Below are 21,681 nucleotides of genomic sequence, written 5' to 3'. Positions count from 1 at the left end.
CCATTTGGTCAACGGGACGGCCCAGGCGCACGGCTCTTCGTTCTTCCGGATCTTTCCGGTCGAGCCGCTCCCCGATGGTTGACCCCATCCCAGCGCGCCAGTCACGGCTCCGCCCAGAGCCTACCAACCCCACCCCGCGGCCACACCGGGGGCGCGGGCCGCCCGCGCCGTCCGGCGGGACCGGCGTCGCAGCTCAGGGCGGAGGGCGGCGGTGTTTGATGGGGGGCAGACGACGGCGGAAGGAGCCGCATGACAGGCAGCGACGGGCCCGCACCGGTGCAGACCCGGGTCGGGGCGGACGGCACGGCGGTGATCGAGCTGGACCGGCCGGCCGCCCTCAACGCGCTGGACCTCACGATGGTCCGGCTCCTGACGCGCGCCCTCGTGCGGTGGCGGGACGACCCGGCCGTCCGGTCCGTCCTCGTCGTCAGCACCTCGCCGAAGGCGTTCTGCGCCGGCGGCGACATCGTGGCGGTGCGGACCGCCGGCGCGTCCGGCGACGACGGCGCGGTGCGCGGGTACTTCACCGCGGAGTACGCCCTCGACGCGCTGATCGCCCGCTACCCCAAGCCGTACACCGCGCTGATCGACGGCTACGCGATGGGCGGCGGCCTCGGCATCTCCGTGCACGGGTCGGCCCGGGTGGTCACCGAGCGCGCGTGGCTGGCGATGCCGGAGACGGCCATCGGCTTCTTCCCCGACGTCGGCGCGAGCTACTTCCTGCCGCGCCTGCCGGGCGCGTACGGCTGGTACCTGGGGCTGACCGGCGCGCGGATCGGCGGGCCGGACGCGGTGGCGTGCGGGCTCGCGACGCATCACGTGCCGGCGGCCGACCTGCCCGCGCTGCGGGACGCGCTGACCGCGGACGGCACGCCCCCGGACGCGGTCCTGCGCAGTTTCGCAGCGCCCGTCCCGGAGCGCCCCGCGCACGCCGCCGCCGTGGCCCGCTGCTTCGCCGAGCCGGACCCGGCGCGGGTGCGGGCCCGGCTGGCGGCCGAGACGGAGGAGCCGGAGTGGGCGCAGGACACGCTCACGCTGCTCGACGCCGCCTCGCCCGCGAGCCTCGCGGCCACCGCGGGCCTGCTGCGTGCGGGCGCGGGATCGACGCTGGAGGAGTGCCTGGCGCGCGAGCTGGAGCTGGCCTGCCGTACGGCGGGCAGCGCGGACTTCCAGGAGGGGGTGCGGGCCGCACTGGTGGACAAGGACCGCAAGCCGGTCTGGTCGACTCCGGTGGTGTCCACATCATAAGATCACGGTGTCAGTATGCGGACGGTGGTCGTAGTGTTGCCGTCGAACCCGCCGCGCCGCGCCGGGACATGACCACGGGAGGGCTGCGCCATGCCTCGGGAATGGGACGCCAAGACCTACGACTCGCTGCCCCTGCCCCACCTGGGGTGGGGCCGCCGCACGCTGGGGCGGCTGGAGCTGCGCGGCGACGAGCGGGTGCTCGACGCGGGCTGCGGCACCGGCCGCGACACCGCCGGCCTGCTGGACCGGCTGCCGCAGGGGCAGGTGGTCGCCCTGGACGGATCCGTCCGCATGCTGGAGCAGTTGCGCGAGCGGCTGGAAGGCCGGCTGGACCGGGTCGAGGTCGTGCACGCCGACCTGACGAAGCCGCTGCCCTTCGACGGCGAGGTCGACGCCGTCTTCAGCGTCGCCGCCTTCCACTGGATCGAGGACCACGCCGCCCTCTTCGCCTCGCTGGCCGGGCGGATGCGCCCGGGCGCCCGGCTGGTCACCGAGTGCGGCGGCCGCGGCAACATCGCGGCGGTCAACGCCGCCGTCGCCGACGTGACCGGCGGGACCCGTGACGCATGGGAGTTCGCCGGCGTCGAGGACACCCGACAGCGGCTGGCCGCCGCGGGCTTCACCGGCATCGAGGTGCAGTTGCGGCCCGACCCGGCCCGCTTCGAGCCCGGGGAGCAGCTGGAGGCATTTCTGGCCACCGTCGTGCTGGGCGCCTACCTGGACGCGATGGCCGAGGCCGACCGCGAGCCGTTCGTGAAGGCGGTGGCCGCGCGCCTGGCCGAGCCGGTCGTCGACTACGTACGGCTGGAGATCGCGGCGACCCGCGGCTGACGGAGGCGGGTCCGTGCGGTTCGGCCCGGCGGTGTCCCGGCAGCCGTGCCGGGCCGCCGCCCGCGTTGTTAAGGTATGGGCGCCGATCACCCGTTCACCCGATCACCCGTCAGCCCGCCCGCCCGTCAGCCCGCCCGCCGGCCGGCCAGCCGAAGCCGGCTCGCAGGCCCGCGGGCCGTCCGCCGTATCGAGGCCCCATGAGCCCCAAGAAGCGTCCCACCATCGCCGACATCGCCGAGGCCGCCGGCGTGTCCAAGGGCGCGGTGTCCTACGCGCTCAACGGCAAGGCGGGGGTCTCCGAGCAGACCAGGGCCAGGATCCTGGAGATCGCGGCGCGGATGGGCTGGCACCCCAGCAGCGCGGCCCGCGCGCTCTCCGACGGACGCAGCGGAGCGATCGGCCTGGTGGTGGACCGCCCGGCGTGGGTGCTGGGCATCGAGCCGTTCTTCATGCAGCTCATTTCCGGTGTCGAGGCGGGCCTCGCGGCCACCGGCACCGCGCTGCTGCTCCAGGTCACCGACGACGCCAGGGCCGAGGAGGCGGCGTACCGGCGCTGGTGGGGCGAGCGCCGGGTGGACGGCGTGCTGCTGGTCGACCTGCGCGAGCAGGACCCCCGGCTCGGCCTGGTCGCGGAGCTGGGCCTGCCCGCCGTGGTGATCGGGCACGCTGCGGAGTCCTCGGAGGTGCCGTCGGTGTGGATCAACGACGGCGCGGCCGTGCGCGAGACGCTCGCGTACCTCGCGGCGCTGGGTCACCGCAGGATCGCCCGGGTCGCCGGCCCCGCCGACTTCGTGCACACCCGCGAGCGCAGCGAGGCCTTCGAGGCCGCGGCCGCGGAACTGGGCCTCGCAGGCGTGCCGTGCGTCTACACCGACTACTCCGGCGAGGCGGGCGCCCGTGCCACCCGGCGGCTGCTGTCCGGCTCGGCGCGCCCCACCGCGATCGTGTACGACAACGACGTCATGGCCGTCGCGGCGCTGAGCGTCACGCAGGAGATGGGCGTGCACGTCCCCGGCGAACTCTCCCTCGTCGCCTGGGACGACAGCGAGCTGTGCCGGCTGGTGCACCCCGCGCTGACCGCGGTCAGCCGCCGGGTGATGGAGTACGGGGAGCGGGCCGCCGCGGCGCTGCTCTCGCTCATCGACGGCGGGCCCGTCCCGGACATCCAGCTCCCGGCGCCCGCCCTCGTCCCGCGCGGCAGCACCGCGCCCCGGAGCGCGTAACTCCCCCTCGGCGCCCGCACCCCGCCGGTGCGGGCGCTTCCGCATGTCCGCTCAACTCCGCTGTCCGTTCAACGGCCTTGCGTTACATGGCGTTTCATGGCGCCGACCCGTTCGCGATCCCTTGACGGCAAGGAGGCGCCCTAGTTAAATCACGTCGCGATATAAGGCGTGAAACAAGTGATGAAACAAGCGTGCGGACCCCCTCGCTGCACGCTTGACCCTGTCAGGCCCATGCCATCGTGCCGAGAAAGGCAACGACTCATGAGCGCAGCAACCCGGCCCCACACGGGCAGATCCACCGCATCCCGGCTGCGGCGTACCGCCGTCGGGATCCTCACCGCCGCCGCGGCGGCCGTCGTCCCGGTGCTCGCGGTCCCCACGTCCGCGCACGCTGCGGGCGAGAGCGTCCAGGTCTACCTCACCACCACCAGCGACTCCGGCGGCCGCACCGTCGCCAAGGGTCTGGAGCAGCAGTCCGCGGTGTCCTTCGCCGCCGGCACCGGCGGCTCCGGGCAGAACGTCACGGTGGACGAGGGCACCACCTACCAGCAGTTCACCGGCGGCGGCGCGTCCTTCACCGACACCGCCGCCTGGCTGATGAACAGCAGCGGCGCCCTGTCGTCCTCGACCCGCAACACGGTCATGCAGAAGCTCTTCGACCCGGTCAACGGGATCGGCCTGGGCTTCCTGCGCAACCCGATGGGCGCGTCCGACCTGGCCCGCAACAGCTACACCTACGACGACATGCCGGCCGGCCAGACCGACCCGACACTCGCGCACTTCTCGATCGCCCACGACCTCGCGGACGTCGTCCCGCTCACCAAGCAGGCCCGCCAGCTCAACCCGAACGTCAAGGTCATGGGCACCCCCTGGACCCCGCCGCCGTGGATGAAGGACAACGACGCCTACAGCCAGGGCTGGCTGCAGTCGCAGTACTACGCGGCCTACGCGCAGTACTTCGTCAAATACCTCCAGGCCTACCAGGCGCAGGGCGTGCCGGTGGACTACGTCACCGTGCAGAACGAGCCCACCTGCTGCTCCGGTTACCCGTCCGCGCAGTGGAACGGCTCGGGCCTGGCGTACTTCACCAAGACCAACCTGCTGCCGGCGCTGCACGCGGCAGGGCTGTCCACCAAGGTCCTGGCGCTGGACTGGAACTGGGACACCTACGACAGCTACGCCGCGCCCACCGTCACCGACGCGTCGATCCGCAACGACCCCAACTTCGGCGGCGTCGCGTGGCACGGCTACGGCGGCAACGTCTCCGAGCAGACGACGGTGCACAACCAGTACCCCGGCCTGCCCGCCTTCGACACCGAGCACTCCGGGGGCACCTGGATCGGCAACCAGCAGAAGGAGGACATGGAGAACCTGATCGACTACACCCGCAACTGGGGCCAGAGCTGGGTCAAGTGGAGCCTCGCGGTCGATCAGAACATGGGCCCGCACAACGGCGGCTGCGGGACCTGCACCGGTCTGGTCACCGTGCACAACGGCGACAGCCGCAGCGGGCAGGTGGACTACACGATCGAGTACTACACGATGGGCCACCTCACGAAGTTCGTGAAGCCCGGCGCGACCCGTATCGCCTCCACCGACAACTCCACCGTCCGCAACGTGGCCTGGCGCAACCCGGACGGCTCCAAGGCGCTCATCGCCTACAACGAGTCGTCCTCGGCGCAGACCCTGCGGGTCAACTGGGGCAACGAGAACTTCTCCTACTCGCTGCCCGGCGGAGCCTCCGCCACCTTCACCTGGTCGGGTACGCCGGGCAGCGGCGGCGGGACCGGCACCGGCCACACCGGCACCGTCACCGGCTACGGCGGCAAGTGCGTCGACGTCGCCGGCGCCAGCAGCACCAACGGCGCCGCGGTCCAGCTCTACGACTGCAACGGCACCGCCGCCCAGCAGTGGACCGCCTCCGGCTCCACCCTCCAGGCGCTCGGCAAGTGCATGGACGTCAGCTCGGCCGGCACCGCCAACGGCACCCAGGTCCAGCTCTACGACTGCAACGGCACCGGCTCCCAGGTGTGGACCCGCGGGGCGAACAGCTCGCTGGTCAACCCGCAGTCCGGCAGATGCCTGGACGCCACGGGGCCCAGTTCCGCCAACGGCACCCGGCTGCAGATATGGGACTGCACCGGCGCGGCCAACCAGCAGTGGAGCGCGCCCGCCGCGTGATCCGCTGAACCCCTGAACGGCCGGCCGCGGACCTCTCACCGCGGCCGGCCGCGCTGAAGGAAGAGAGTCGGACCGCCGGGTCCGCGCGACACGCGCGGGCCCGGCGGTCCGGCGTGTCCGGGGGTGTGCCGGAATACCCGCGCGGCCCACCGGGCATCCCTGGCGTCAACAGGTGTTTGTCAGACGTTGACCCGGCCGGCCGCGTTGGGGTGGGGCGCGGCCACCCGCGCCGCCTAGTCTGAGGGAGCGTCCGATCCGCTCCGGTTGTGCGCATCCGTACGGTCCCGCCCGCTCTGCTCCACCTGCTCTGCTCCACCTGCTCCGCCCCATCTGCTCCGCCCCCGCCTCACGCCGCGCCCCACGCTGCCGTGTCCCCACGCGACGAGGAGTCCACCGTGTCCATCGCCCCCGACGAGGGTGCCGTCCGGCAGCGCGTGACGCTGCGGTCGGCGGTGATGCTGCTGCCGGTCGTCGCGGTCGCGGCGCTGGTGAGCAGCAGGTGGGGGGTGATCGGATCCAGCGCGGGACGGCTGGGTGAGGCGGACACCGGGTGGCTGGCGGTGGCGTGCCTGGCGGCCTTCATGACGTGGGTGTGCTCGGCCACCGCGCAGCAGGGCGCGGTCGTCGAGACGCTCCCGCCCGGCGTGCTCCTGGCCACGCAGTTCGCCGCGTCCGCCGCCAACCACGTGCTGCCCGCGGGGGTCGGCGGCAATGCCGTCAACCTGCGCTTCCTGATGCGCCGCGGGATGACCCCGACCCGCGCGCTCGCCGCGCTCGCGGTACGCGCCTGCGCCGCGGTCGCCGGCCGGGTGACGCTGCTGCTCACCGCGCTGCTGCTGTTCCCCGACGCCCTTCAGCTGCACCGGGTCACCGGCGGCGGGCCGCGGATGCCCGACCACCCGCTGGTGCTCGGCTGCGCGGCGGTGGCGGTCGTGGCGGGCGGCGTGCTGCTGACCCGCTGCGCGCGGCGGCTGCGCGACCGGCTGCGCGAGGTGCTCGGCTCGGTGCTGCACGACGTGCGGGTCCTGCACCGCAACCGGGCCCGAGTCACGGCGCTGTGGGGCGGTTCGCTCGCCTTCCCGGCGATGCACGCGGTGGTCGTGGTCGCGGTGGTGCGCGCCGTGCACGCGCCCGTTCCGGTCAGCGGGGCGGTGGTGGCGTACCTGTTCGCGAGCACCGCGGCGGGGTGGCTGCCGACGCCGGCCGGGCTGGGCTCGCTGGACGCCGCGCTGGCGCTCGCCCTGGTCACCGCCGGCGCTTCGGGCGTGACGGCGACCTCCGCCGTGCTCGGCTACCGCCTGGTCACGACCTGGCTGCCGCTGGTCCCCGGCGTGCTGGTGCTGGCGGTGCTGGTGCGCCGGGGGGAACTCTGAGGGCCGTGGGCGAAGTTATTGGTACGGACCTTCGTCAGAAGTATTGACGGGCGCTTCGCCCCGCCAGTTAAATCACGTCCTGAACTAAGGCGTGAGCGAAGCCTTCCGGGGCGCTCGCGGCGGCTCGGGGTCCCGCAGTTTATCTGTCAGGGGCATGACCTGCTGCGTCCGTGTGCGGCCCGTCGCGCCCGTGTCCCCGCCGCCCCTACCGAGGAGTCCGGCATGTCGGCTACACCCCCCACCCGACGTATGAGACGGATCCGCCCTCTCCCGATGCTCGCCGCGGCCGCGCTGCTGGCCGCCGCCCTCTTCCAGGCCGCGGCCCCGGCACACGCCCGCGCCGCCGCCACCCCTGCCGCGGCCCCCGCGGCCGCCACCGCCACCTTCACCGACGATTTCAACGGCGCCGCGGGCAGCGCCGTCGACAGCTCCAAGTGGGGCTACGAGACCGGCGACAACGTCAACAACCACGAGCGCGAGTACTACACGAGCGGCACCCACAACGCCGCGCTCGACGGCAACGGCGACCTCGTCATCACCGCCCGCAAGGAGAACCCCGCCAACTACCAGTGCTGGTACGGCACCTGCCAGTACACCTCGGCCAGGCTGTCGACCCCGCAGAAGTTCACCCAGGCCTACGGCCACTTCGAGACCCGCATGAAGCTGCCCCGCGGCCAGGGCATGTGGCCCGCCTTCTGGCTGCTCGGCAACGACATCGGCTCGGTCGGCTGGCCCAACAGCGGCGAGATCGACGTCATGGAGAACGTCGGCTTCGAGCCCGGCAGCGTCCACGGCACCATCCACGGCCCCGGCTACTCCGGCTCGGCCGGCATCGGCGCCGGCTACACCCTCCCCGGCGGCCAGAGCTTCTCCGACGCCTTCCACACCTTCGCCATCGACTGGACGCCCAGCTCCATCACCTGGTCGGTCGACGGCAACGCCTACGAGACCCGCACCCCCGCCGACCTGGGCGGCAACCGCTGGGTATTCGACCACCCCTTCTACATCATCATGAACCTCGCGGTCGGCGGCTACTGGCCCGGCGACCCCGACGGCAGCACCACCTTCCCGCAGCAGCTGGTCGTCGACTACGTCCACGTCACCACCTCCGACACCTCGGGCGGCGGCACCGGCGGCGGCCACCCCGTCACCGGCATCGCCGGCAAGTGCGTCGACGTCGCGGGCGCGAGCACCGCCAACGGCACCGCGGTCCAGCTCTACGACTGCAACGGCACCAGCGCGCAGAACTGGACCGTCGGCTCCGACGGCACGCTCCGCGCGCTCGGCAAGTGCCTGGACGTCACCGCGGCCGGCACCGCCGACGGCACCAAGGTGCAGCTCTACGACTGCAACGGCACCGCCGCGCAGAAGTGGACCGTCACCGCGGCCCACGACATCGTCAACCCGGCGGCGAACAAGTGCCTGGACGCCACCGGCAACAGCTCGGCCAACGGCACCCGGCTGCAGATCTGGACCTGCACCGGCGCCTCCAACCAGAAGTGGACCGTGACCGGCTGACCACCGGTCCGTCCCGCCCCGCCCGGGCCGTACGAGGCCCCGCCGTGGCACTCCGCCCCCCGGCCGTGCAGGCATGGTTCCGGCGATGCACCATGCATGATGTCCGCAGCACGCGCGACGTACTGCGGCCGGGGAGCGGAGGCACTTCGGATGAACGGGCGGAGGCACACCGGATGACGGGCGCGACAGGCACCACGCCCCCCGGCACCGGCGGCGGGCGGGTGCTGGTGGTGGACGACGACGCCGTCATCCGCCGCTCCCTCGGCCGCGCCCTGCGGCTGCGCGGCTTCGCCGTCGCCGAGGCGGACGGCGGCGCCGCCGCGCTCGCCCGGCTGACCGGCGACGACCCGCCCGACGTGCTGGTGCTGGACATCTCGATGCCCGATGTCGACGGCATCGAGGTCTGCCGCACCCTGCGCGCGGCCGGCAGCGACCTGCCGGTCCTCGCCCTGTCCGCGCTCGACGAGGTCGCCGACCGTGTCGCCGGGCTCCAGGCGGGGGCCGACGACTACCTCGTCAAACCCTTCGCGCTGGACGAGCTGGTGCTCCGGCTGCACGCCCTGCTGCGCCGCCGCCCGCCCCGCGCCGGGGGACCGGTGCGCGCCTGCGGCCTGGTCGTCGACCCCGACGCCCGCACCGCCACCCGCGACGGCAGCCCGCTGGACCTGACCCGGCGTGAGTTCGAGCTGCTGGAGACCCTCGCGCGCAACGCGGGCCTCGTCCTCACCCGCGACCAGCTGCTGGACCGGGTGTGGGGCTACGACTTCGACGTGCGCAGCGACGCCGTCGACACCTTCGTGAGCTACCTGCGCCGGAAGCTGGAGGCCGGGGGCCGCCCCCGCATCCTGCACACCGTGCGCGGCGTCGGCTTCGTGCTGCGCCCGGCCGAAGGCGCCGGAACCGCGTCGGGACCTGGCACCGCGCCTGCGTCCGACTCCGGGCCGGGAACCGGGGCGGCACCGGGGCCCGAGCCGGACGCGGCGTCCGGGTCCGGGTCCGGGCCGGCGTCCGGGTCCGCTCCCGACGGGAGCGGCGGATGAGGCTGACCACCAGGATCGCGGTGGCCGTCGCCGTCGTCGTCCCGCTGCTCGTGCTCGCCTCCGGGTGGGTCATGGTCCGCCTCGTCACCCGGGACGTGCACGCCGCCACGGACGCCCATCTGCGCGAACGCGCCGCCGCCGTACGCCCCGAAGCCCTGTCGCTGCTGCGGGCGATGGCCAACGACCGCCCGGCGAGCGTCGAACAGGCCCGGCAGCGGCGGCTGTTCACCTCGGCCCTCGACGTCGGCATCAGGGTGACGGGCCCGGACGGCACCGTGACCGGCGGCCCGCAGCCCGCCGCCTCCGCCGCGCTCCCGGCACCCGCGGATGCCGACCGGCCCGTCACCCTGACCACGGGCGGCCGCGGCTGGCGCGCGCTGGCCGTACCGCTCAGCAGCCCGCGGCCCGCCGCGCGGGGCACGCTGTGGCTCTTCTCCGCCGACACCGCGGGGCGCCGGCAGATCGCGCAGGTGCGCCACCGGGTGCTCACCGTCGCGCTGCTGACCGCGCCGGTCGCCGGGCTCGCCGCGTGGCTCGCCGCCGTACGGCTCGCCCGCCCGCTGGCCGCGCTGCGCCGCCGCGCCGCCGGCGTCGACCCGCGTGCCGGCGCCGCCCGCCTCGACCACACCCCCACCGGTGTGCCCGAGGTCGACGACCTGGCCCGTACCCTCCGGACGCTGCTCGCCCGCTACGACGAGCAGGCCGCCCGCGCCGCGGAGGCGCTCGCCACCGCCCGCGCCTTCTCCGCCGCCGCCTCCCACGAACTGCGCACCCCGCTGATGGGCATGCGCATCAACCTCGACGTGCTGGCCGGCGACCCCGCCCCCGATGCAGCCGGGCGCGCCGAGGTGCTCGCCGACCTGCGCGACGGCCACGACCGGCTGCTGGGGCTGCTGGTGATGCTGCGCACCCTCGCCCAGGGTGACCTCGTCGAGGCCGACGCCTTCGTGCCCGCCGACCTCGCCGACATCCTCGACGCATCCGTCCGCGACCTGCGCCGCGACCACCCCGGCGCCGAGGTGTCCGTCGACGCCCCCGGGCCCTGCCCCGTGCAGGGCTGGCCGCCGGGCCTGCGCAGCGCGGTGGACAACCTGCTCCGCAACGCGGTCGTGCACGGCGCCGGAAGGGTCGAGGCCGCCTTGCACCGCGCCCCGGACGGCGCCGCGGTGCGCCTCACCGTCGCCGACCACGGCCCCGGCGTCCCGCCCGACGCCCGCGACGGGGTCTTCGCGCGCTTCCGCCGCCGCCCCGGCAGCCCGGGATCCGGCCTCGGCCTCGCCCTCGTGGGCCAGCAGGCCGCCCTGCACGGCGGTGCCGCGGCCGTCACGGACCGACCGGACGGCGCGCCCGGCGCGTACTTCGTCCTCGACCTCCCGACGACCGTTCCCGCAATGCCGCTCCAGCGCGACTGGCTGGGCGGGGAGCACGGCGGGACCGGGGGCGCCGGCGGCGCTCCGGGAGCACCACAAGATTTCCACAAAGAGCGCTCCTAGCCTCCCCGGCGGGACCGGCACCGCGCCCGCGGCGCCGCCATCGAGGAGGTCACCCATGCGCACCACCCGTACGGTCGTGCCCGCCGTCGCAGCGGTCGCGGCACTGCTCGCCGCGGCCGGCTCCGCCACGGCCGGCACCGACGCCACACCTTCGTCCACCGCCTCGGCCACCGCGAAAACCGCGGCGAAGGCCCCCAGGGGCGACGGCGCCCGCGCCCTGTGCCGCCGGCTGCCCACCGTGGACGCGCGCATCGACCGCGCGCTGGCCCGCCTCAACGGCCCCGCCACCGAACGCGGTTCGGTCGCCCGTATGCAGCAGCGCGTCACCAACGCCGACGCCAGGGGCGACACCGCCGTGGCCACCTACCTCAAGGGCCGGCTCACCTTCCGCACCTCCCTGGTCACCACCCTCGGCCAGCGTTCCACCGACCTCGACGCGGTCCGCACCTGGTGCGGCACCCAGCACTTCCCGGCGAAGAAGCAGCCGGACGCGGGGAAGGGCACCGGCAAGTGACCCGGCGGCAGGCCCTGGCCCTGCTCCCGGCCGGCGCGCTGGCCGCAGCCCTGCTGCTCACCGGCTGCGGCAGCCACGACGGCGCGTCCGGCAGCTCTGGGGCCACCTCCCCGGCCCCGGCCGCCTCGGACCTGGCCCATATGCGCAAGCTCGTGGACGAGGCGGATTCCGCCGCCGCGGCGGCGGAATCCGACGCCGCCTCCGACAAGTGACCGGCTGGCACGAGCCGGCCGTGGAGTGCTACTTGGCGTCCGCGTAGCACTCCACAGCATGCGTCTGCAGGGGGAAGGGCACCGGCGTGCTGCCGAAGACCAGCCGCCGGGCCTCCTCCGCGGCCGACGCCACCGCGGCCTCGACGGCGGGCGCCAGCGCCGACGGGGTGTGTACCACCACCTCGTCGTGCTGGAAGAAGACCAGCCGCGGCGCGGGACCGATCCGGGCCAGCTCGCGGCGCAGCGCCGCCAGCATCGCGAGCGCCCAGTCCGCGGCGCTCGCCTGGATCAGGAAATTCCGCGTGAAACGCCCCCAGGAGCGCGCCGCCCGGCGGTCCGGCGAGGCGCCGTCGGAGGGGTCGGCGGACTCGTCGAGGAAGCGGTCGGCGGACGGCGCGGGAGACGTCCGGCCGAGCTGCGACCGTACGACGCCGGCCGCCTCGCCCGTACGGGCCGCGGACTCCACCAGCGCGAGCGCCACCGGGAAGCGGCGCCGCATCACCGCCAGCAGCTGCCCCGCCTCACCGCTGGTCTGCCCGTACATCGCCGCCAGCAGGGCGATCTTGGCCCGCGGCCGGTCACCGCCGAAGGCGTCGCGTGCGACGGCCGCGTACAGGTCGCCGCCCGCCGCGGCCCGCGCCAGGCCCGGGTCGCCGGACATCGCGGCCAGCACCCGCGGCTCCAGCTGGCCCGCGTCGGCGACCACCAGCAGGTGCCCCGGGTCGGCCACCACCGCGGCCCGCAGCGGCCGCGGGATCTGCAGCGCCCCGCCGCCCCGGGTCGCCCACCGGCCCGACACCACACCACCGACCACGTACTCGGGGCGGAAGCGCCCGTCGCGCACCCACGCCTCTCGCCAGGCCCAGCCGTGCGCGGCATGGATCCGGGACAGCTCCTTGTAGCGCAGCAGCAGCTCGGCGGCGGGATGCGCCACCTTGCGCAGCTCGTGCGAGCGGGTCGAGGCGAGCGGCACACCCACACGGGCGAAGGCGGGAAGCAACTGGGCGGGGGAATCCGGGTTGACCGGGCGCCCGCCCAGAGCGTCCTGGATCTGCCGCGCCAGCCCGGCCAGCAGCGCGGGCCGCACACCGGCGGCCGGGCGCGGGCCCAGCAGCCCCGTCAGCAGCTCGTCGTGCGCCGCCGCGCTCCACGGCAGCCCGTCCCGCCCCATCTCGACCGCCGCCAGCGCGCCCGCCGACTCCGCCGCGCACAGCAGCCGCATCCGCTCCGGATGCCCGCCCGCGGCGACCCGCCGCTGCTGGGCGGCATGCACCTCCACCAGCGCGGCGAGCGCGTCCGTCCCCGGCGGCAGGTGCAGCCGGTCGGCCGTGAAGAGCACCGGCTGGCCCTCCGCGCCGTGTTCCGGCGCGTCCGGCGGCTCCGGCAGCCCTCGCAGCCGCGCCCACGCGGCGCCGAGCGACCGGGGCCTGCCGTGCCTGCCCTCCGTGCCGAGCAGCAGCGACTCGACCAGTCGTACGTCGTGGCACCGCGCGACCCGGACCCCGCCGCGGTCCAGCAGGCCCGGATAGACCTCCTCCGTCCCGGCCCACACCCAGCGCGGGGCGGCCGCCGCCTCGATCTCGCCGACCGCCGCGGCGAGATCCCCGACCGCCCGCACCTCCCCGACCCGCGCGCCCTCCTCGTCCACCCCGCACATCCGCCCGCCGCCGCCCACCGGGTCGGCCACGACAGCCACCCGCCCGGCTCCGGTGTCCACGGCTCCACTCACATCGCGAGCGTAGGTCCCACCACTGACAATCCGGCCGGTCCGGGGCCTGCGCGGCGCCCGCGGGCACACCGAAGAGCCCGGCGGCGCGCGGGCGCCTGCCGGGCTCTTCGGGGGCGGGCCGTCAGCCCTTCTGCTCGGCCTGGGCCTGCTGCACGGACTTGTGGACCTCGGCCATGTCGAGTGCGCGGGCCTGCGAGATGACGTCCTCCAGCGCGGGCTCGGGCAGCGCGCCCGGCTGCGCGAAGACGGCGACCTTCTCCCGGATGATCATCAGGGTCGGGATCGACTGGATCCCGAAGGCCTGTGCCAGCTCGGGCTGAGCCTCGGTGTCCACCTTCGCGAAGACGAGGTCGTCGTGCTTGTCCGACGACTTGTCGTACACCGGGGCGAACATCCGGCACGGGCCGCACCAGGCGGCCCAGAAGTCGATGAGGACGAAGTCGTGCGAAGACACGACCTCGTCGAAGTTCTCCTTGGTCAGCTCCACAGTGCTCATGACCCCCACAACGGGTGGCACCGCCGGGAAATTCCGCCCCCGCGGCCGGGTTCTTCACCCGTTCGGGTGATGCCGTCCGCCGCGACGGGGCGGGCTGCGGGGCCCGCTCGTTGGACCGTGCATGGCACCGACGCAGACGAAATGGACACGCCAGCCGGACCCGGCAACGGCACCTCCGCCCGCCGGAACGGTTCTGCACCCCGCGGCGGAGCCCCCCGTCTTCGCGGCCCTCGCCGCCCAGTGGCGCACCGCCGGCCGCATGGTCCCCGGCCAGACCGACCCCGAATGGTCCGCTCTGGTCGCCCACGTCCCCCACGTGACCCGCACATAGCCCTGAGGGCCTCCGGGGGTTTGCCCTGTGGGGCCACTGCGCCGCGGGGCGAGCGTTCTCGGGGCGGGTCGGCGCCTCCGCGGGAGTCCAGCCCGCTCTAGCCCGCCGGCCGGGGCAAGGGCTGGGGCGGCGGGGGACCCGCGTACGTGCCGGTGGGACGGAGGCGGAGCGGGGGCTCGGCGTACTCCTCCAGGGCGTGGGCGATCCACCCCGCGGTGCGGCTCACCGCGAAGACCGCCTCGCCGGCTTCCGCGGGCATCCCGGAGGCCACGGAGAGCACCGCGAGGGCCAGGTCGACGTTGGCGTGCAGCGGCTTGTGCCGGGCCACCGTGTCGGCCGTGTCGCGCGCAGCGGCGAGCGCGTCCGCCGCGTCCGGCACCTCCGCGAGCCGGGCGAGGAGCAGCCGCGCCCGCGGGTCCTCGCCGCGGTAGAGCCGGTGGCCGAGCCCGGGCAGGCGCTGCCCGGCGCGCAGGTACCCGGCGACCACCGGTCCCGCGCTGCCGCGGTCCAGCACCTCCCGGAGCATGCGGTGCGCCAGCCCGCTGGCCTGCCCGTGCAGCGGGCCGTCGAGCGCGCCGAGCCCCGCGGACACCGCGGCGTACGGGTGCGCGCGCGCCGAGGCCGCGACCCGTACCGCGAGCGTCGACGCGGCCAGGCCGTGGTCGATGAGCAGCGCCAGCGCGGTGTCCAGTGCGCGCAGCGCCGCCGGTTCCGGTTCCCGCGCGGTCAGCCGCGCCCAGAGCCGCCGGGCGGTGGTCCCGCCGGCGTCCGGCGCGTCGCCCGCCGTCCCGTCGCCCGCCGTCCCGTCGCCCGCCGTCCCGTCGGCCGGCGGCAGCGCGTCGACAAGAGTCGGGATGAGCCCGCGCGCGGATGCCAGGACCGCTTCCGGCGCGAGGTCGAAGCGCAGCGGGTCCGCGCAGCCCGCGGCGACGACCGCGACCCGCATGCGGTCCATCGGGGCGCTGCCGTCCGGCAGCGCGGCCGCCGCCGCGCGGGCGGCGGCCAGCGGCGCCGGGGGAGCGGTGAAGCGCGTGCCCGGATGCACCCGGCCGGTCCACAGCCACTCCGCGACCTCCTCGAAGGAGTAGGCCTCCGCGAGCGCCACCGCGTCGACCCCGCGGAAGGCGTACGCGCCCGTGGCGGTGTCGATGTGCGTGACGCCGCTGCGGATCCGCCCCCAGCCGCCGTCCGGCCCGCCGGACTCCGCGGCGCCCGTTTCCGCCGTGCCCGCCCCCTCGGCCCCGCCCGGTCCGCCCGGCCCCGACCGGCCGCGGGCGGCCAGCGCGGCCACCTCCGCGGGGTCGAAGGTGCTGCCCCGCCCACCGGGTACGCGCCTGCTGCCGAGCAGTCCGCGGCTCACGTACGCGTACAGCGTCTCGGGCTTGACCCCGAGCCGCCGCGCGGCCTCCCGCGTGCCGATCCGCTCGCTGCCGCTGCCGCCCTCGCTCGCGCCGCCGTCCGCCGTCCTCTCAGCCATGGACGCCACCGTACCCATCTTCCGTCAACCCTCGTCCACATTGATCCAATCAACGTTGACAGAATTTCAATCAATCATGGACAGTCGAATCAAGAGCCGAGGAGGAAAACCCATGCGCACAACCGAGCCGTCCGCCCCGTCCGCCCCGCTGGAGGCCCCGCGCGGGCTGAAGGGCGTGATCGTCACCGACACCGCGCTCGGCGACGTACGCGGCGCCGAGGGCTTCTACCACTACCGGGAGTACTCCGCGGTCGAGCTGGCCGCGAGCCGCGGCTTCGAGGACGTCTGGCACCTGATGGTCCACGGCGCGCTGCCCACGCCCGCCGAGCGCGCCCGCTTCGCCGCGCAGACCGCCGCACTGCGCCACCTGTCGCCCGAGGTCAGGGCGGCGCTGCCGGCCGTGGCGCGGGCCACCGGGGCCTCCGGCCCGCTCGCCGGACTGCGTACCGCGCTGTCCCTGACGGGAGCGGCCGCCGGCTTCCGGCCGGTGTACGACCTGGATCCGGCCGCCCGGCAGGCCGACGCGCTGGCCGCGTGCGCCGCGGTGCCCACGCTGCTGACCGCCCTGCACCGGCTGGGCCGCGGGCTGGAACCGGTCGAACCGCGCGACGACCTGCCCTGTGCCGCGAACTACCTCTACATGCTCACCGGCGAGGAGCCGGACCCCGGCCGGGCGCGGGCGGTCGAGCAGTACCTGATCTCCACCGTGGACCACGGCTTCAACGCCTCCACGTTCACCGGCCGGGTCATCGCCTCGACCGGCGCCGACCTTGCGGCCTGCCTGGTCGGTGCGGTGGGCGCGCTGTCCGGGCCGCTGCACGGCGGGGCTCCCAGTCGCGCGCTGGACACGCTGGACGCGATCGGCTCACCCGACCGTATCGACGGCTGGCTGCGTGAGCACATCGCCGCGGGGGAACGGATCATGGGCTTCGGCCACCCCGTCTACCGCACCGAGGACCCGCGCTCGCGGCTGCTCAAGGGCATAGCCCGGGAGATCGGCGGCGAGCTGGTCGACTTCGCCGTTCAGGTGGAGGAGCGGGCCGAGGCGTTGCTCGCCGAGCTGAAGCCGGGGCGGGAACTGCACATCAACGTGGAGTTCTACGCGGGTGTGGTGATGGAGCTGTGCGGGCTGCCGCGGGAGATGTTCACCCCGACCTTCGCCGCCGCGCGGGTCGTCGGCTGGAGTGCGAACATCCTGGAGCAGGCGGCCGACAGCAAGATCATCCGACCGTCCGCCCGTTACGTCGGCACCCCGCCGCCCCGCCCCGTTCCCGCGGCTTGAGCGTACGTACCGACTGGTCGGTAATATGATCGCGCCGGGAGGTGCCCGGTGCGAGGCCCACCCGGGAGGAGTCGCCCGTGCGCGCGATCCAGATCACCGAGTTCGGCGGACCGGAGGTCCTGAAGGAGGCCGAACTGCCCGACCCCGTCCCGGGAGAGGGGCAGCTGCTGCTGGACGTGGAATCGGCGGGAGTGAACTACGCCGACACGCACACCGTGGAGGATTCCTACCTCTCGCGCAGTGCGTTGCCCCTCGTGCCGGGCGCCGAGGTCGTCGGGCGCACCGCCGACGGCCGCCGGGTGGTGGCTCTCACCGACAACGGCGGCTACGCCCAGAAGGCCGTCGTCCACGAGGGGATGGCGCACGGCGTGCCCGACGGCGTGACCGACGCGCAGGCGCTCGCGCTGATCATCCAGGGCCTGACCGCCTGGCACCTGCTGCGCACTTCGGCGCGGCTGGCGGCGGGGGAGAGCGTCGTGGTCCACGCAGCGGCCGGCGGCACGGGCTCGCTCGCCGTGCAGCTCGCCCGGCACTTCGGCGCCGGCCGCATCATCGCCACCGCCTCCACGCAGGACAAGCGCGACCTGGCGCTGGAGCTGGGCGCCGACGCCGCCGTCGACGCCGACGCCGAAGGGCTCACCGAGCGGCTGACCGAGGCCAACGGCGGGCGCAAGGTGGACGTCGTGCTGGAGATGACCGGCGGTCCCGTCTTCGACGCCTCGCTGGCCGCGCTCGCCCCGTTCGGCCGTCTGGTCGCGTACGGCATGGCGTCCCGCGTCCCGCCCACGCCGGTGGAGCCCGCTCAGCTCATGGGCCGCTCGCGGGCCGTCGTCGGGTTCTGGCTCGCCCACTGCGTCGGCCGCCCGGGGATGTACCACGAGCCGCTGGCCGAGTTGCTGGCCATGACCGCGGACGGCACGCTGCGGCCGCGGATCGGCGGTGTCTACGGACTGTCGGAGGCGGCGCGCGCGCACCAGGACCTGCGCGCGCGGCGTACCGTGGGAAAGCTGGTGCTCGACGTGACCCGATGAGCGGAACCGGAGGGTCGTCGCGGACGTTGCACCGGTGCAAGAGTGGAAAATGCAGGCACAATCACCACCAGTGGAGCACGCAGGGCCGCCGCCCGCGACCCGCGCCCCCGCACAGTTCGGGAGGGGCCCATGCCACGCAACCGCTTCGCACCCGACCGGGGCCTGACGACCCGGATGGTCGTCACGATGTTCCTGATCGGATTGCTGTACGTCGTCTTCGTCGGCGCGCTGCTGGCGCTGCTGCGCGGCTCCTGGCCGATCATCCTGGTCATCGCCGGGCTGCTCCTCGTCGCCCAGTTCTGGTTCAGCGACCGCATCGCCGCCTTCAGCATGGGCGCCCGCGAGGTCACCCCCGAGGAGCAGCCGGAGCTGCACGGGGTGGTCGACCGGATCTGCGCGCTGGCGGATCTGCCCAAGCCCAAGGTGGCCGTGGCGCAGTCGGACGTGCCCAACGCGTTCGCGACCGGCCGCAACCAGAAGAACACGGTGGTGTGCGTGACCACCGGCCTGCTGCGCCGGCTGGAGCCGGAGGAGCTGGAAGGCGTGGTGGCGCACGAGCTGTCCCATGTCGCGCACAAGGACGTCATGGTGATGACGGTCGCGTCCTTCCTCGGTGTCCTGGCCGGAGTCATCACCAGGATCGGCCTGTGGGGCGGCTTCCGGCGCAGCCGCGATCCCGGCACCGCCGCGCTGGTCGTCCTGGTGCCGCTGGTCAGCGCCGCGGTCTACGTGGTCAGCTTCCTGCTCACCCGGATGCTGTCGCGCTACCGCGAGCTGTCCGCCGACCGCAGCGCCGCCCTGCTGACCGGCCGCCCCTCCGCGCTGGCCTCGGCGCTCACCAAGGTCAGCGGCGAGCTGGCCGCGATCCCGACCAGGGACCTGCGCGCCACCGAGCCCTTCAACGCCTTCTACTTCGCGCCCGCCCTCACCACCAGCGCCACCGTCTCCAAGCTGCTCGCCACCCACCCCAGCCTGGAGCAGCGGCTCGCCCAACTCGCCGCCGTCACCGTCGAACTGGACCGCCGCTGATGGGACTGCTGGATGTGCTGCTGGGCCGCAGCAAGCCCGTCAAGCCGGATCTGGACCAGCTCTTCGGCCTGGCCTCGGCCGCGCTGACCCTGGAGGCGGCCGGCGAGCTACGCCCGACCGGACGCGGTGCGGTGTGCTTCGCCGCCGTCGAGGGCGGGGCCTTCACCGAGATCCAGCAGGATCTGCACGCCCTGCTGCCGCTGGAGTCCAGCCGCGACTCCTACGGCTACACCTGGCTGGAGTCGCGGCACGCCCCCGACGAGATCAACGACCTGGTCACGGATCTGCACGCGGTCAATTCCGCGCTGGAATCCGGCGGATTCGGCCCGCAGCTGCTGTGCTCGCTGGTCGCCTTCCACGATCCGCACGACCCGCAGGACCGCCGGATGGCCCTCGTCTACCTCTACAAGCGCGGGTCCTTCTACCCCTTCGCCCCGCTGCCCGGCGAGAAGCGCGACCACGCACTGGAACTCCAGGTCAAGGCCCTGGTGGCGAACGACCTGCGGCTGGAGCAGGACCTCGCGCGCTGGTTCCCGGTCTGGGGCGCTCCCGGTATGGGCGGCTGAGCGCCGCGCCGCCGCGCCGCTCGCGTGCCTAAGGTGGGGCTGATTGCCGGACAGACCCGTCAGGAGGCGCACCGATGACCACGTACGACCCCGCCGCCGTGAAGATCAGTCCCGAATCGTGGGTGGCGGACCAGGCCAGGCGGTACGAGGAGTCGAACGGTACCGAGGCCACCGACATGAAGGGCTCGCCCTGCCTGCTGCTGGACTACCAGGGCTGGCGCAGCGGCGAATGGCGGCGCACGGTGCTCATCTACGGCCGCTCCGGCGAGGACTACCTGATCGTGGCCTCCAAGGGCGGCGCCCCCGAGAACCCGCTGTGGTTCAAGAGCCTGATCACCAACCCCGAGGTGCACGTGCGGGTGCTCGGCGAGCGTTTCCCGGCCCGTGCCGAGGTGCTGACGCCCGACGAGAAGGCCGAGGTCTGGCCGGACCTGGTGGAGGTCTACCCGCCGTACGAGGACTACCAGAAGAGCACCAGCCGGGAGATCCCGGTCATCCGCCTCACCCGCGTCTGACGGACCCGGCGCGGGCGCTCCGGGTCCGCGCCTCGCCGGGCACGCGTAAGGGGCGCCCGTCCAGGACGGGCGCCCCTTACCTCACCGTTGCGTTCTGCCGTGCGGCTTACCGGTCGGCGGGCGTCCTGCGTACCGCCATCCAGGTGGTCAGCGCGGCCAGTGCCAGTTCGAGGGCCAGCAGGAAGGCCAGGCCGAGGCCGAAGGCGTGCGGGTAGCGGTCCGGGGCTCCGGCGCCCACCGCCCCGTAGAAGACGATGCCGATCAGTGCGATTCCCAGTGCGCCGCTGATCTGCTGGATGGTCGCCACCACCCCGGAGGCGGCGCCCACCAGGTGGGCGGGCACGGTGCCGAGTGAGGTGTGGGTCAGCGGGGCGATGACCATGCCCATGCCGACGCCGTCGAGGAAGAGCCCGGGCACCAGCTCCCACAGGCTGCCCGTGGTACCCGAGGCGTGCACCGCGGCCCACAGCGCGCCCAGGCCCGCGGCCATGGCCAGCGCGCCGACCGGCACGGTCCGGCTGCCCAGGCGTTCGGCGATACGGTGCGCGGTGGTCGAGGTCAGCAGGTAGCCGGCGCCTATCGCCACGAAGACCACGCCCGAGGCCAGCGCCTCAAGCCCGCGTCCGGCCTGCAGGTACAGCGCCAGGACGAGGAAGAACGAGCCCTGCCCGGACCAGAAGACCAGTTGCGCGACGGCGCCTGCCGCGAAGCCGCGCTGCCGGAAGAGCGCGATGTCCAGCACCGGGTCGCCGCCCGCCGCGCCCACCCGGCGCTGGTGTGCCACGAAGCCCGCGAAGAGCACCACGGAAGCGCCCAGGCACACCCACGTCCAGACCGGCCAGCCCAGCGCGCGGCCCTGGATGAGCGGCAGTACCAGCGTGACCGTGGCACCTGTGGACAGCGCGACACCGGTGTTGTCCAGCCGCGGGCGGCGCGGCGCCCGCGACTCCGCCAGCGCCCGCGGTGTGGCGGCCAGTGCCGCCAGCCCGATCGGCACGTTGATCAGGAAGCAGGCCCGCCAGCCGAGCCCGAGGACGTCCGCCTTGATCAGCAGCCCGCCGATGAGCTGCCCGAAGACCGCGCCCACGCCCATCGTCATGCCGTACATCCCGAAGGCGCGGGCCTGTGCCCTGCCCTTCCACGCGGTCTGCAGGATGGCCAGCACCTGCGGGCCCATCAGGGCCGCGGACAACCCCTGGCAGACCCGGGCCGCCACCAGGCTCCCGGAGGTCGGCGCGAGACCGCAGGCCGCCGAGGTCGCGGTGAAGAGCGCGAGTCCCAGCATGAACATCCGCCGCCTGCCGTGGATGTCGCCGAGCCGGCCGGCGGTGATCAGCCCGGTGGCCACGGCGAGGGCGAACCCGGCCACCACCCACTGGATCGTCGCGGTGCCGGCGTGCAGGTCGCCCTGCACGGCCGGTATCGCCACGTTGACGATGAAGAGGTCCAGCGAGGTCATGAAGGTCGCCGCCAGTAGGACCGGCAGACCGAGCCCCGGCCGCCCGGCGGCCGGTGCCGCGTCCGCGGGAGCGGACGGGGAGAGCGTGGAGGTGGCCGAGGCCATGGCTGAACTCCTGTCACGAAGAGGGGCG

General features: G+C 74.4%; 18 protein-coding genes, 1 pseudogene and 1 riboswitch. Of the genes and pseudogenes, 15 read left to right on the top strand and 4 right to left on the bottom strand.

Annotated elements, in window-relative coordinates; translation table 11 throughout:
- Positions 1–12: 12 nt before the first annotated feature.
- Positions 13–115: riboswitch (ZMP/ZTP riboswitch) on the bottom strand.
- A gap of 134 nt (positions 116–249) precedes the next feature.
- The 10 genes and pseudogenes from IH54_RS0107040 (at position 250) to IH54_RS0106995 (ending at position 11,633) form a co-directional block, all read left to right on the top strand.
- The gene (locus IH54_RS0107040) at positions 250–1,248 is read left to right on the top strand and encodes an enoyl-CoA hydratase/isomerase family protein (RefSeq protein WP_031513925.1); all 999 of its coding nucleotides are present in this window, start codon (positions 250–252) and stop codon (positions 1,246–1,248) included.
- 90 nt (positions 1,249–1,338) lie between these two features.
- Positions 1,339–2,079, top strand: coding sequence for a class I SAM-dependent methyltransferase (locus IH54_RS0107035; protein ID WP_031513923.1), 741 nt, complete (start codon positions 1,339–1,341; stop codon positions 2,077–2,079).
- Between the two features lie 197 nt (positions 2,080–2,276).
- The gene (locus tag IH54_RS0107030) at positions 2,277–3,302 is read left to right on the top strand and encodes a LacI family DNA-binding transcriptional regulator (RefSeq protein WP_031513921.1); all 1,026 of its coding nucleotides are present in this window, start codon (positions 2,277–2,279) and stop codon (positions 3,300–3,302) included.
- A 261-nt stretch (positions 3,303–3,563) separates the two neighbouring features.
- Positions 3,564–5,483: an RICIN domain-containing protein gene (locus IH54_RS0107025; RefSeq protein ID WP_078861994.1), complete on the top strand. Its 1,920-nt coding sequence runs from the start codon at positions 3,564–3,566 to the stop codon at positions 5,481–5,483.
- Between the two features lie 395 nt (positions 5,484–5,878).
- Complete coding sequence (locus tag IH54_RS0107020) at positions 5,879–6,856, top strand: lysylphosphatidylglycerol synthase domain-containing protein (RefSeq protein WP_234343389.1); 978 nt, start codon at positions 5,879–5,881, stop codon at positions 6,854–6,856.
- 249 nt (positions 6,857–7,105) lie between these two features.
- Positions 7,106–8,374, top strand: coding sequence for a ricin-type beta-trefoil lectin domain protein (locus IH54_RS0107015; protein WP_420711712.1), 1,269 nt, complete (start codon positions 7,106–7,108; stop codon positions 8,372–8,374).
- Between the two features lie 173 nt (positions 8,375–8,547).
- Positions 8,548–9,267: pseudogene (locus tag IH54_RS0107010) on the top strand (response regulator transcription factor); the annotation flags it as partial.
- 143 nt (positions 9,268–9,410) lie between these two features.
- The gene (locus tag IH54_RS0107005; protein ID WP_031513904.1) at positions 9,411–10,907 is read left to right on the top strand and encodes a sensor histidine kinase; all 1,497 of its coding nucleotides are present in this window, start codon (positions 9,411–9,413) and stop codon (positions 10,905–10,907) included.
- Between the two features lie 55 nt (positions 10,908–10,962).
- A complete protein-coding gene (locus IH54_RS0107000) occupies positions 10,963–11,421 on the top strand; it encodes a hypothetical protein (RefSeq protein ID WP_052397150.1) in 459 nt (152 codons plus the stop codon).
- Entirely contained in the window at positions 11,418–11,633 is a 216-nt protein-coding gene (locus IH54_RS0106995) for a hypothetical protein (RefSeq protein ID WP_031513901.1), read from the top strand. The genes IH54_RS0107000 and IH54_RS0106995 overlap by 4 nt, the downstream gene beginning before the upstream one ends.
- 28 nt (positions 11,634–11,661) lie before the next feature.
- On the opposite strand, the gene IH54_RS0106990 is transcribed toward IH54_RS0106995, so the two are convergent.
- The 3 genes from IH54_RS0106990 to IH54_RS0106975 form a co-directional block, all read right to left on the bottom strand.
- Positions 11,662–13,290, bottom strand: coding sequence for a bifunctional 3'-5' exonuclease/DNA polymerase (locus tag IH54_RS0106990; RefSeq protein WP_199923349.1), 1,629 nt, complete (start codon positions 13,288–13,290; stop codon positions 11,662–11,664).
- Positions 13,291–13,483: 193 nt separating this feature from the next.
- The gene (gene trxA, locus IH54_RS0106985) at positions 13,484–13,858 is read right to left on the bottom strand and encodes a thioredoxin (RefSeq protein WP_031513896.1); all 375 of its coding nucleotides are present in this window, start codon (positions 13,856–13,858) and stop codon (positions 13,484–13,486) included.
- A 428-nt stretch (positions 13,859–14,286) separates the two neighbouring features.
- Positions 14,287–15,666: a citrate/2-methylcitrate synthase gene (locus tag IH54_RS0106975; protein ID WP_031513891.1), complete on the bottom strand. Its 1,380-nt coding sequence runs from the start codon at positions 15,664–15,666 to the stop codon at positions 14,287–14,289.
- A 112-nt stretch (positions 15,667–15,778) separates the two neighbouring features.
- On the opposite strand from IH54_RS0106975, the gene IH54_RS0106970 reads away from it, so the two are divergent.
- The 5 genes from IH54_RS0106970 to IH54_RS0106950 all read left to right on the top strand — a co-directional run bounded on the left by IH54_RS0106970 (position 15,779) and on the right by IH54_RS0106950 (position 20,089).
- On the top strand, positions 15,779–16,948 hold the full coding sequence (locus IH54_RS0106970; protein WP_031513888.1) for a citrate synthase: 1,170 nt from the start codon (positions 15,779–15,781) through the stop codon (positions 16,946–16,948).
- A gap of 77 nt (positions 16,949–17,025) precedes the next feature.
- Positions 17,026–17,979: a quinone oxidoreductase family protein gene (locus IH54_RS0106965; RefSeq protein ID WP_031513886.1), complete on the top strand. Its 954-nt coding sequence runs from the start codon at positions 17,026–17,028 to the stop codon at positions 17,977–17,979.
- Positions 17,980–18,108: 129 nt separating this feature from the next.
- The gene (htpX, locus tag IH54_RS0106960; protein WP_031513885.1) at positions 18,109–19,008 is read left to right on the top strand and encodes a zinc metalloprotease HtpX; all 900 of its coding nucleotides are present in this window, start codon (positions 18,109–18,111) and stop codon (positions 19,006–19,008) included.
- The gene (gene pspAB, locus IH54_RS0106955; RefSeq protein ID WP_031513882.1) at positions 19,008–19,574 is read left to right on the top strand and encodes a PspA-associated protein PspAB; all 567 of its coding nucleotides are present in this window, start codon (positions 19,008–19,010) and stop codon (positions 19,572–19,574) included. The genes htpX and pspAB overlap by 1 nt, the downstream gene beginning before the upstream one ends.
- 74 nt (positions 19,575–19,648) lie before the next feature.
- Positions 19,649–20,089, top strand: a complete 441-nt coding sequence (locus tag IH54_RS0106950; RefSeq protein ID WP_031513880.1) for a nitroreductase family deazaflavin-dependent oxidoreductase — start codon at positions 19,649–19,651, stop codon at positions 20,087–20,089.
- Positions 20,090–20,195: 106 nt separating this feature from the next.
- Here the strand turns inward: IH54_RS0106950 and IH54_RS0106945 are convergent, their stop codons facing one another.
- Positions 20,196–21,653, bottom strand: coding sequence for an MFS transporter (locus tag IH54_RS0106945; RefSeq protein WP_031513878.1), 1,458 nt, complete (start codon positions 21,651–21,653; stop codon positions 20,196–20,198).
- Between the last annotated feature and the right edge of the window lie 28 nt (positions 21,654–21,681).

The organism is Streptomyces sp. NRRL F-5123 (assembly GCF_000721495.1).
GTDB lineage: Bacteria > Actinomycetota > Actinomycetes > Streptomycetales > Streptomycetaceae > Actinacidiphila.
The sequence above is the reverse complement of the archived record's forward strand: the minus strand, read 5'-3'. Positions and strand labels throughout refer to the sequence as shown.

Bases quoted from the DNA above. Each gene is read 5' to 3' on its own strand.
- IH54_RS0107015 (WP_420711712.1), top strand. From the start codon at position 7,106: ATGAGACGGATCCGCCCTCTCCCGATGCTCGCCGCGGCCGCGCTGCTG.
- IH54_RS0107030 (WP_031513921.1), top strand. From the start codon at position 2,277: ATGAGCCCCAAGAAGCGTCCCACCATCGCCGACATCGCCGAGGCCGCC.
- trxA (WP_031513896.1), bottom strand. From the start codon at position 13,858: ATGAGCACTGTGGAGCTGACCAAGGAGAACTTCGACGAGGTCGTGTCT.
- pspAB (WP_031513882.1), top strand. From the start codon at position 19,008: ATGGGACTGCTGGATGTGCTGCTGGGCCGCAGCAAGCCCGTCAAGCCG.
- htpX (WP_031513885.1), top strand. From the start codon at position 18,109: ATGCCACGCAACCGCTTCGCACCCGACCGGGGCCTGACGACCCGGATG.
- IH54_RS0106975 (WP_031513891.1), bottom strand. From the start codon at position 15,666: ATGGCTGAGAGGACGGCGGACGGCGGCGCGAGCGAGGGCGGCAGCGGC.
- IH54_RS0106945 (WP_031513878.1), bottom strand. From the start codon at position 21,653: ATGGCCTCGGCCACCTCCACGCTCTCCCCGTCCGCTCCCGCGGACGCG.
- IH54_RS0106970 (WP_031513888.1), top strand. From the start codon at position 15,779: ATGCGCACAACCGAGCCGTCCGCCCCGTCCGCCCCGCTGGAGGCCCCG.
- IH54_RS0106990 (WP_199923349.1), bottom strand. From the start codon at position 13,290: ATGTGCGGGGTGGACGAGGAGGGCGCGCGGGTCGGGGAGGTGCGGGCG.
- IH54_RS0107040 (WP_031513925.1), top strand. From the start codon at position 250: ATGACAGGCAGCGACGGGCCCGCACCGGTGCAGACCCGGGTCGGGGCG.
- IH54_RS0107000 (WP_052397150.1), top strand. From the start codon at position 10,963: ATGCGCACCACCCGTACGGTCGTGCCCGCCGTCGCAGCGGTCGCGGCA.
- IH54_RS0106950 (WP_031513880.1), top strand. From the start codon at position 19,649: ATGACCACGTACGACCCCGCCGCCGTGAAGATCAGTCCCGAATCGTGG.
- IH54_RS0107035 (WP_031513923.1), top strand. From the start codon at position 1,339: ATGCCTCGGGAATGGGACGCCAAGACCTACGACTCGCTGCCCCTGCCC.
- IH54_RS0107025 (WP_078861994.1), top strand. From the start codon at position 3,564: ATGAGCGCAGCAACCCGGCCCCACACGGGCAGATCCACCGCATCCCGG.
- IH54_RS0107005 (WP_031513904.1), top strand. From the start codon at position 9,411: ATGAGGCTGACCACCAGGATCGCGGTGGCCGTCGCCGTCGTCGTCCCG.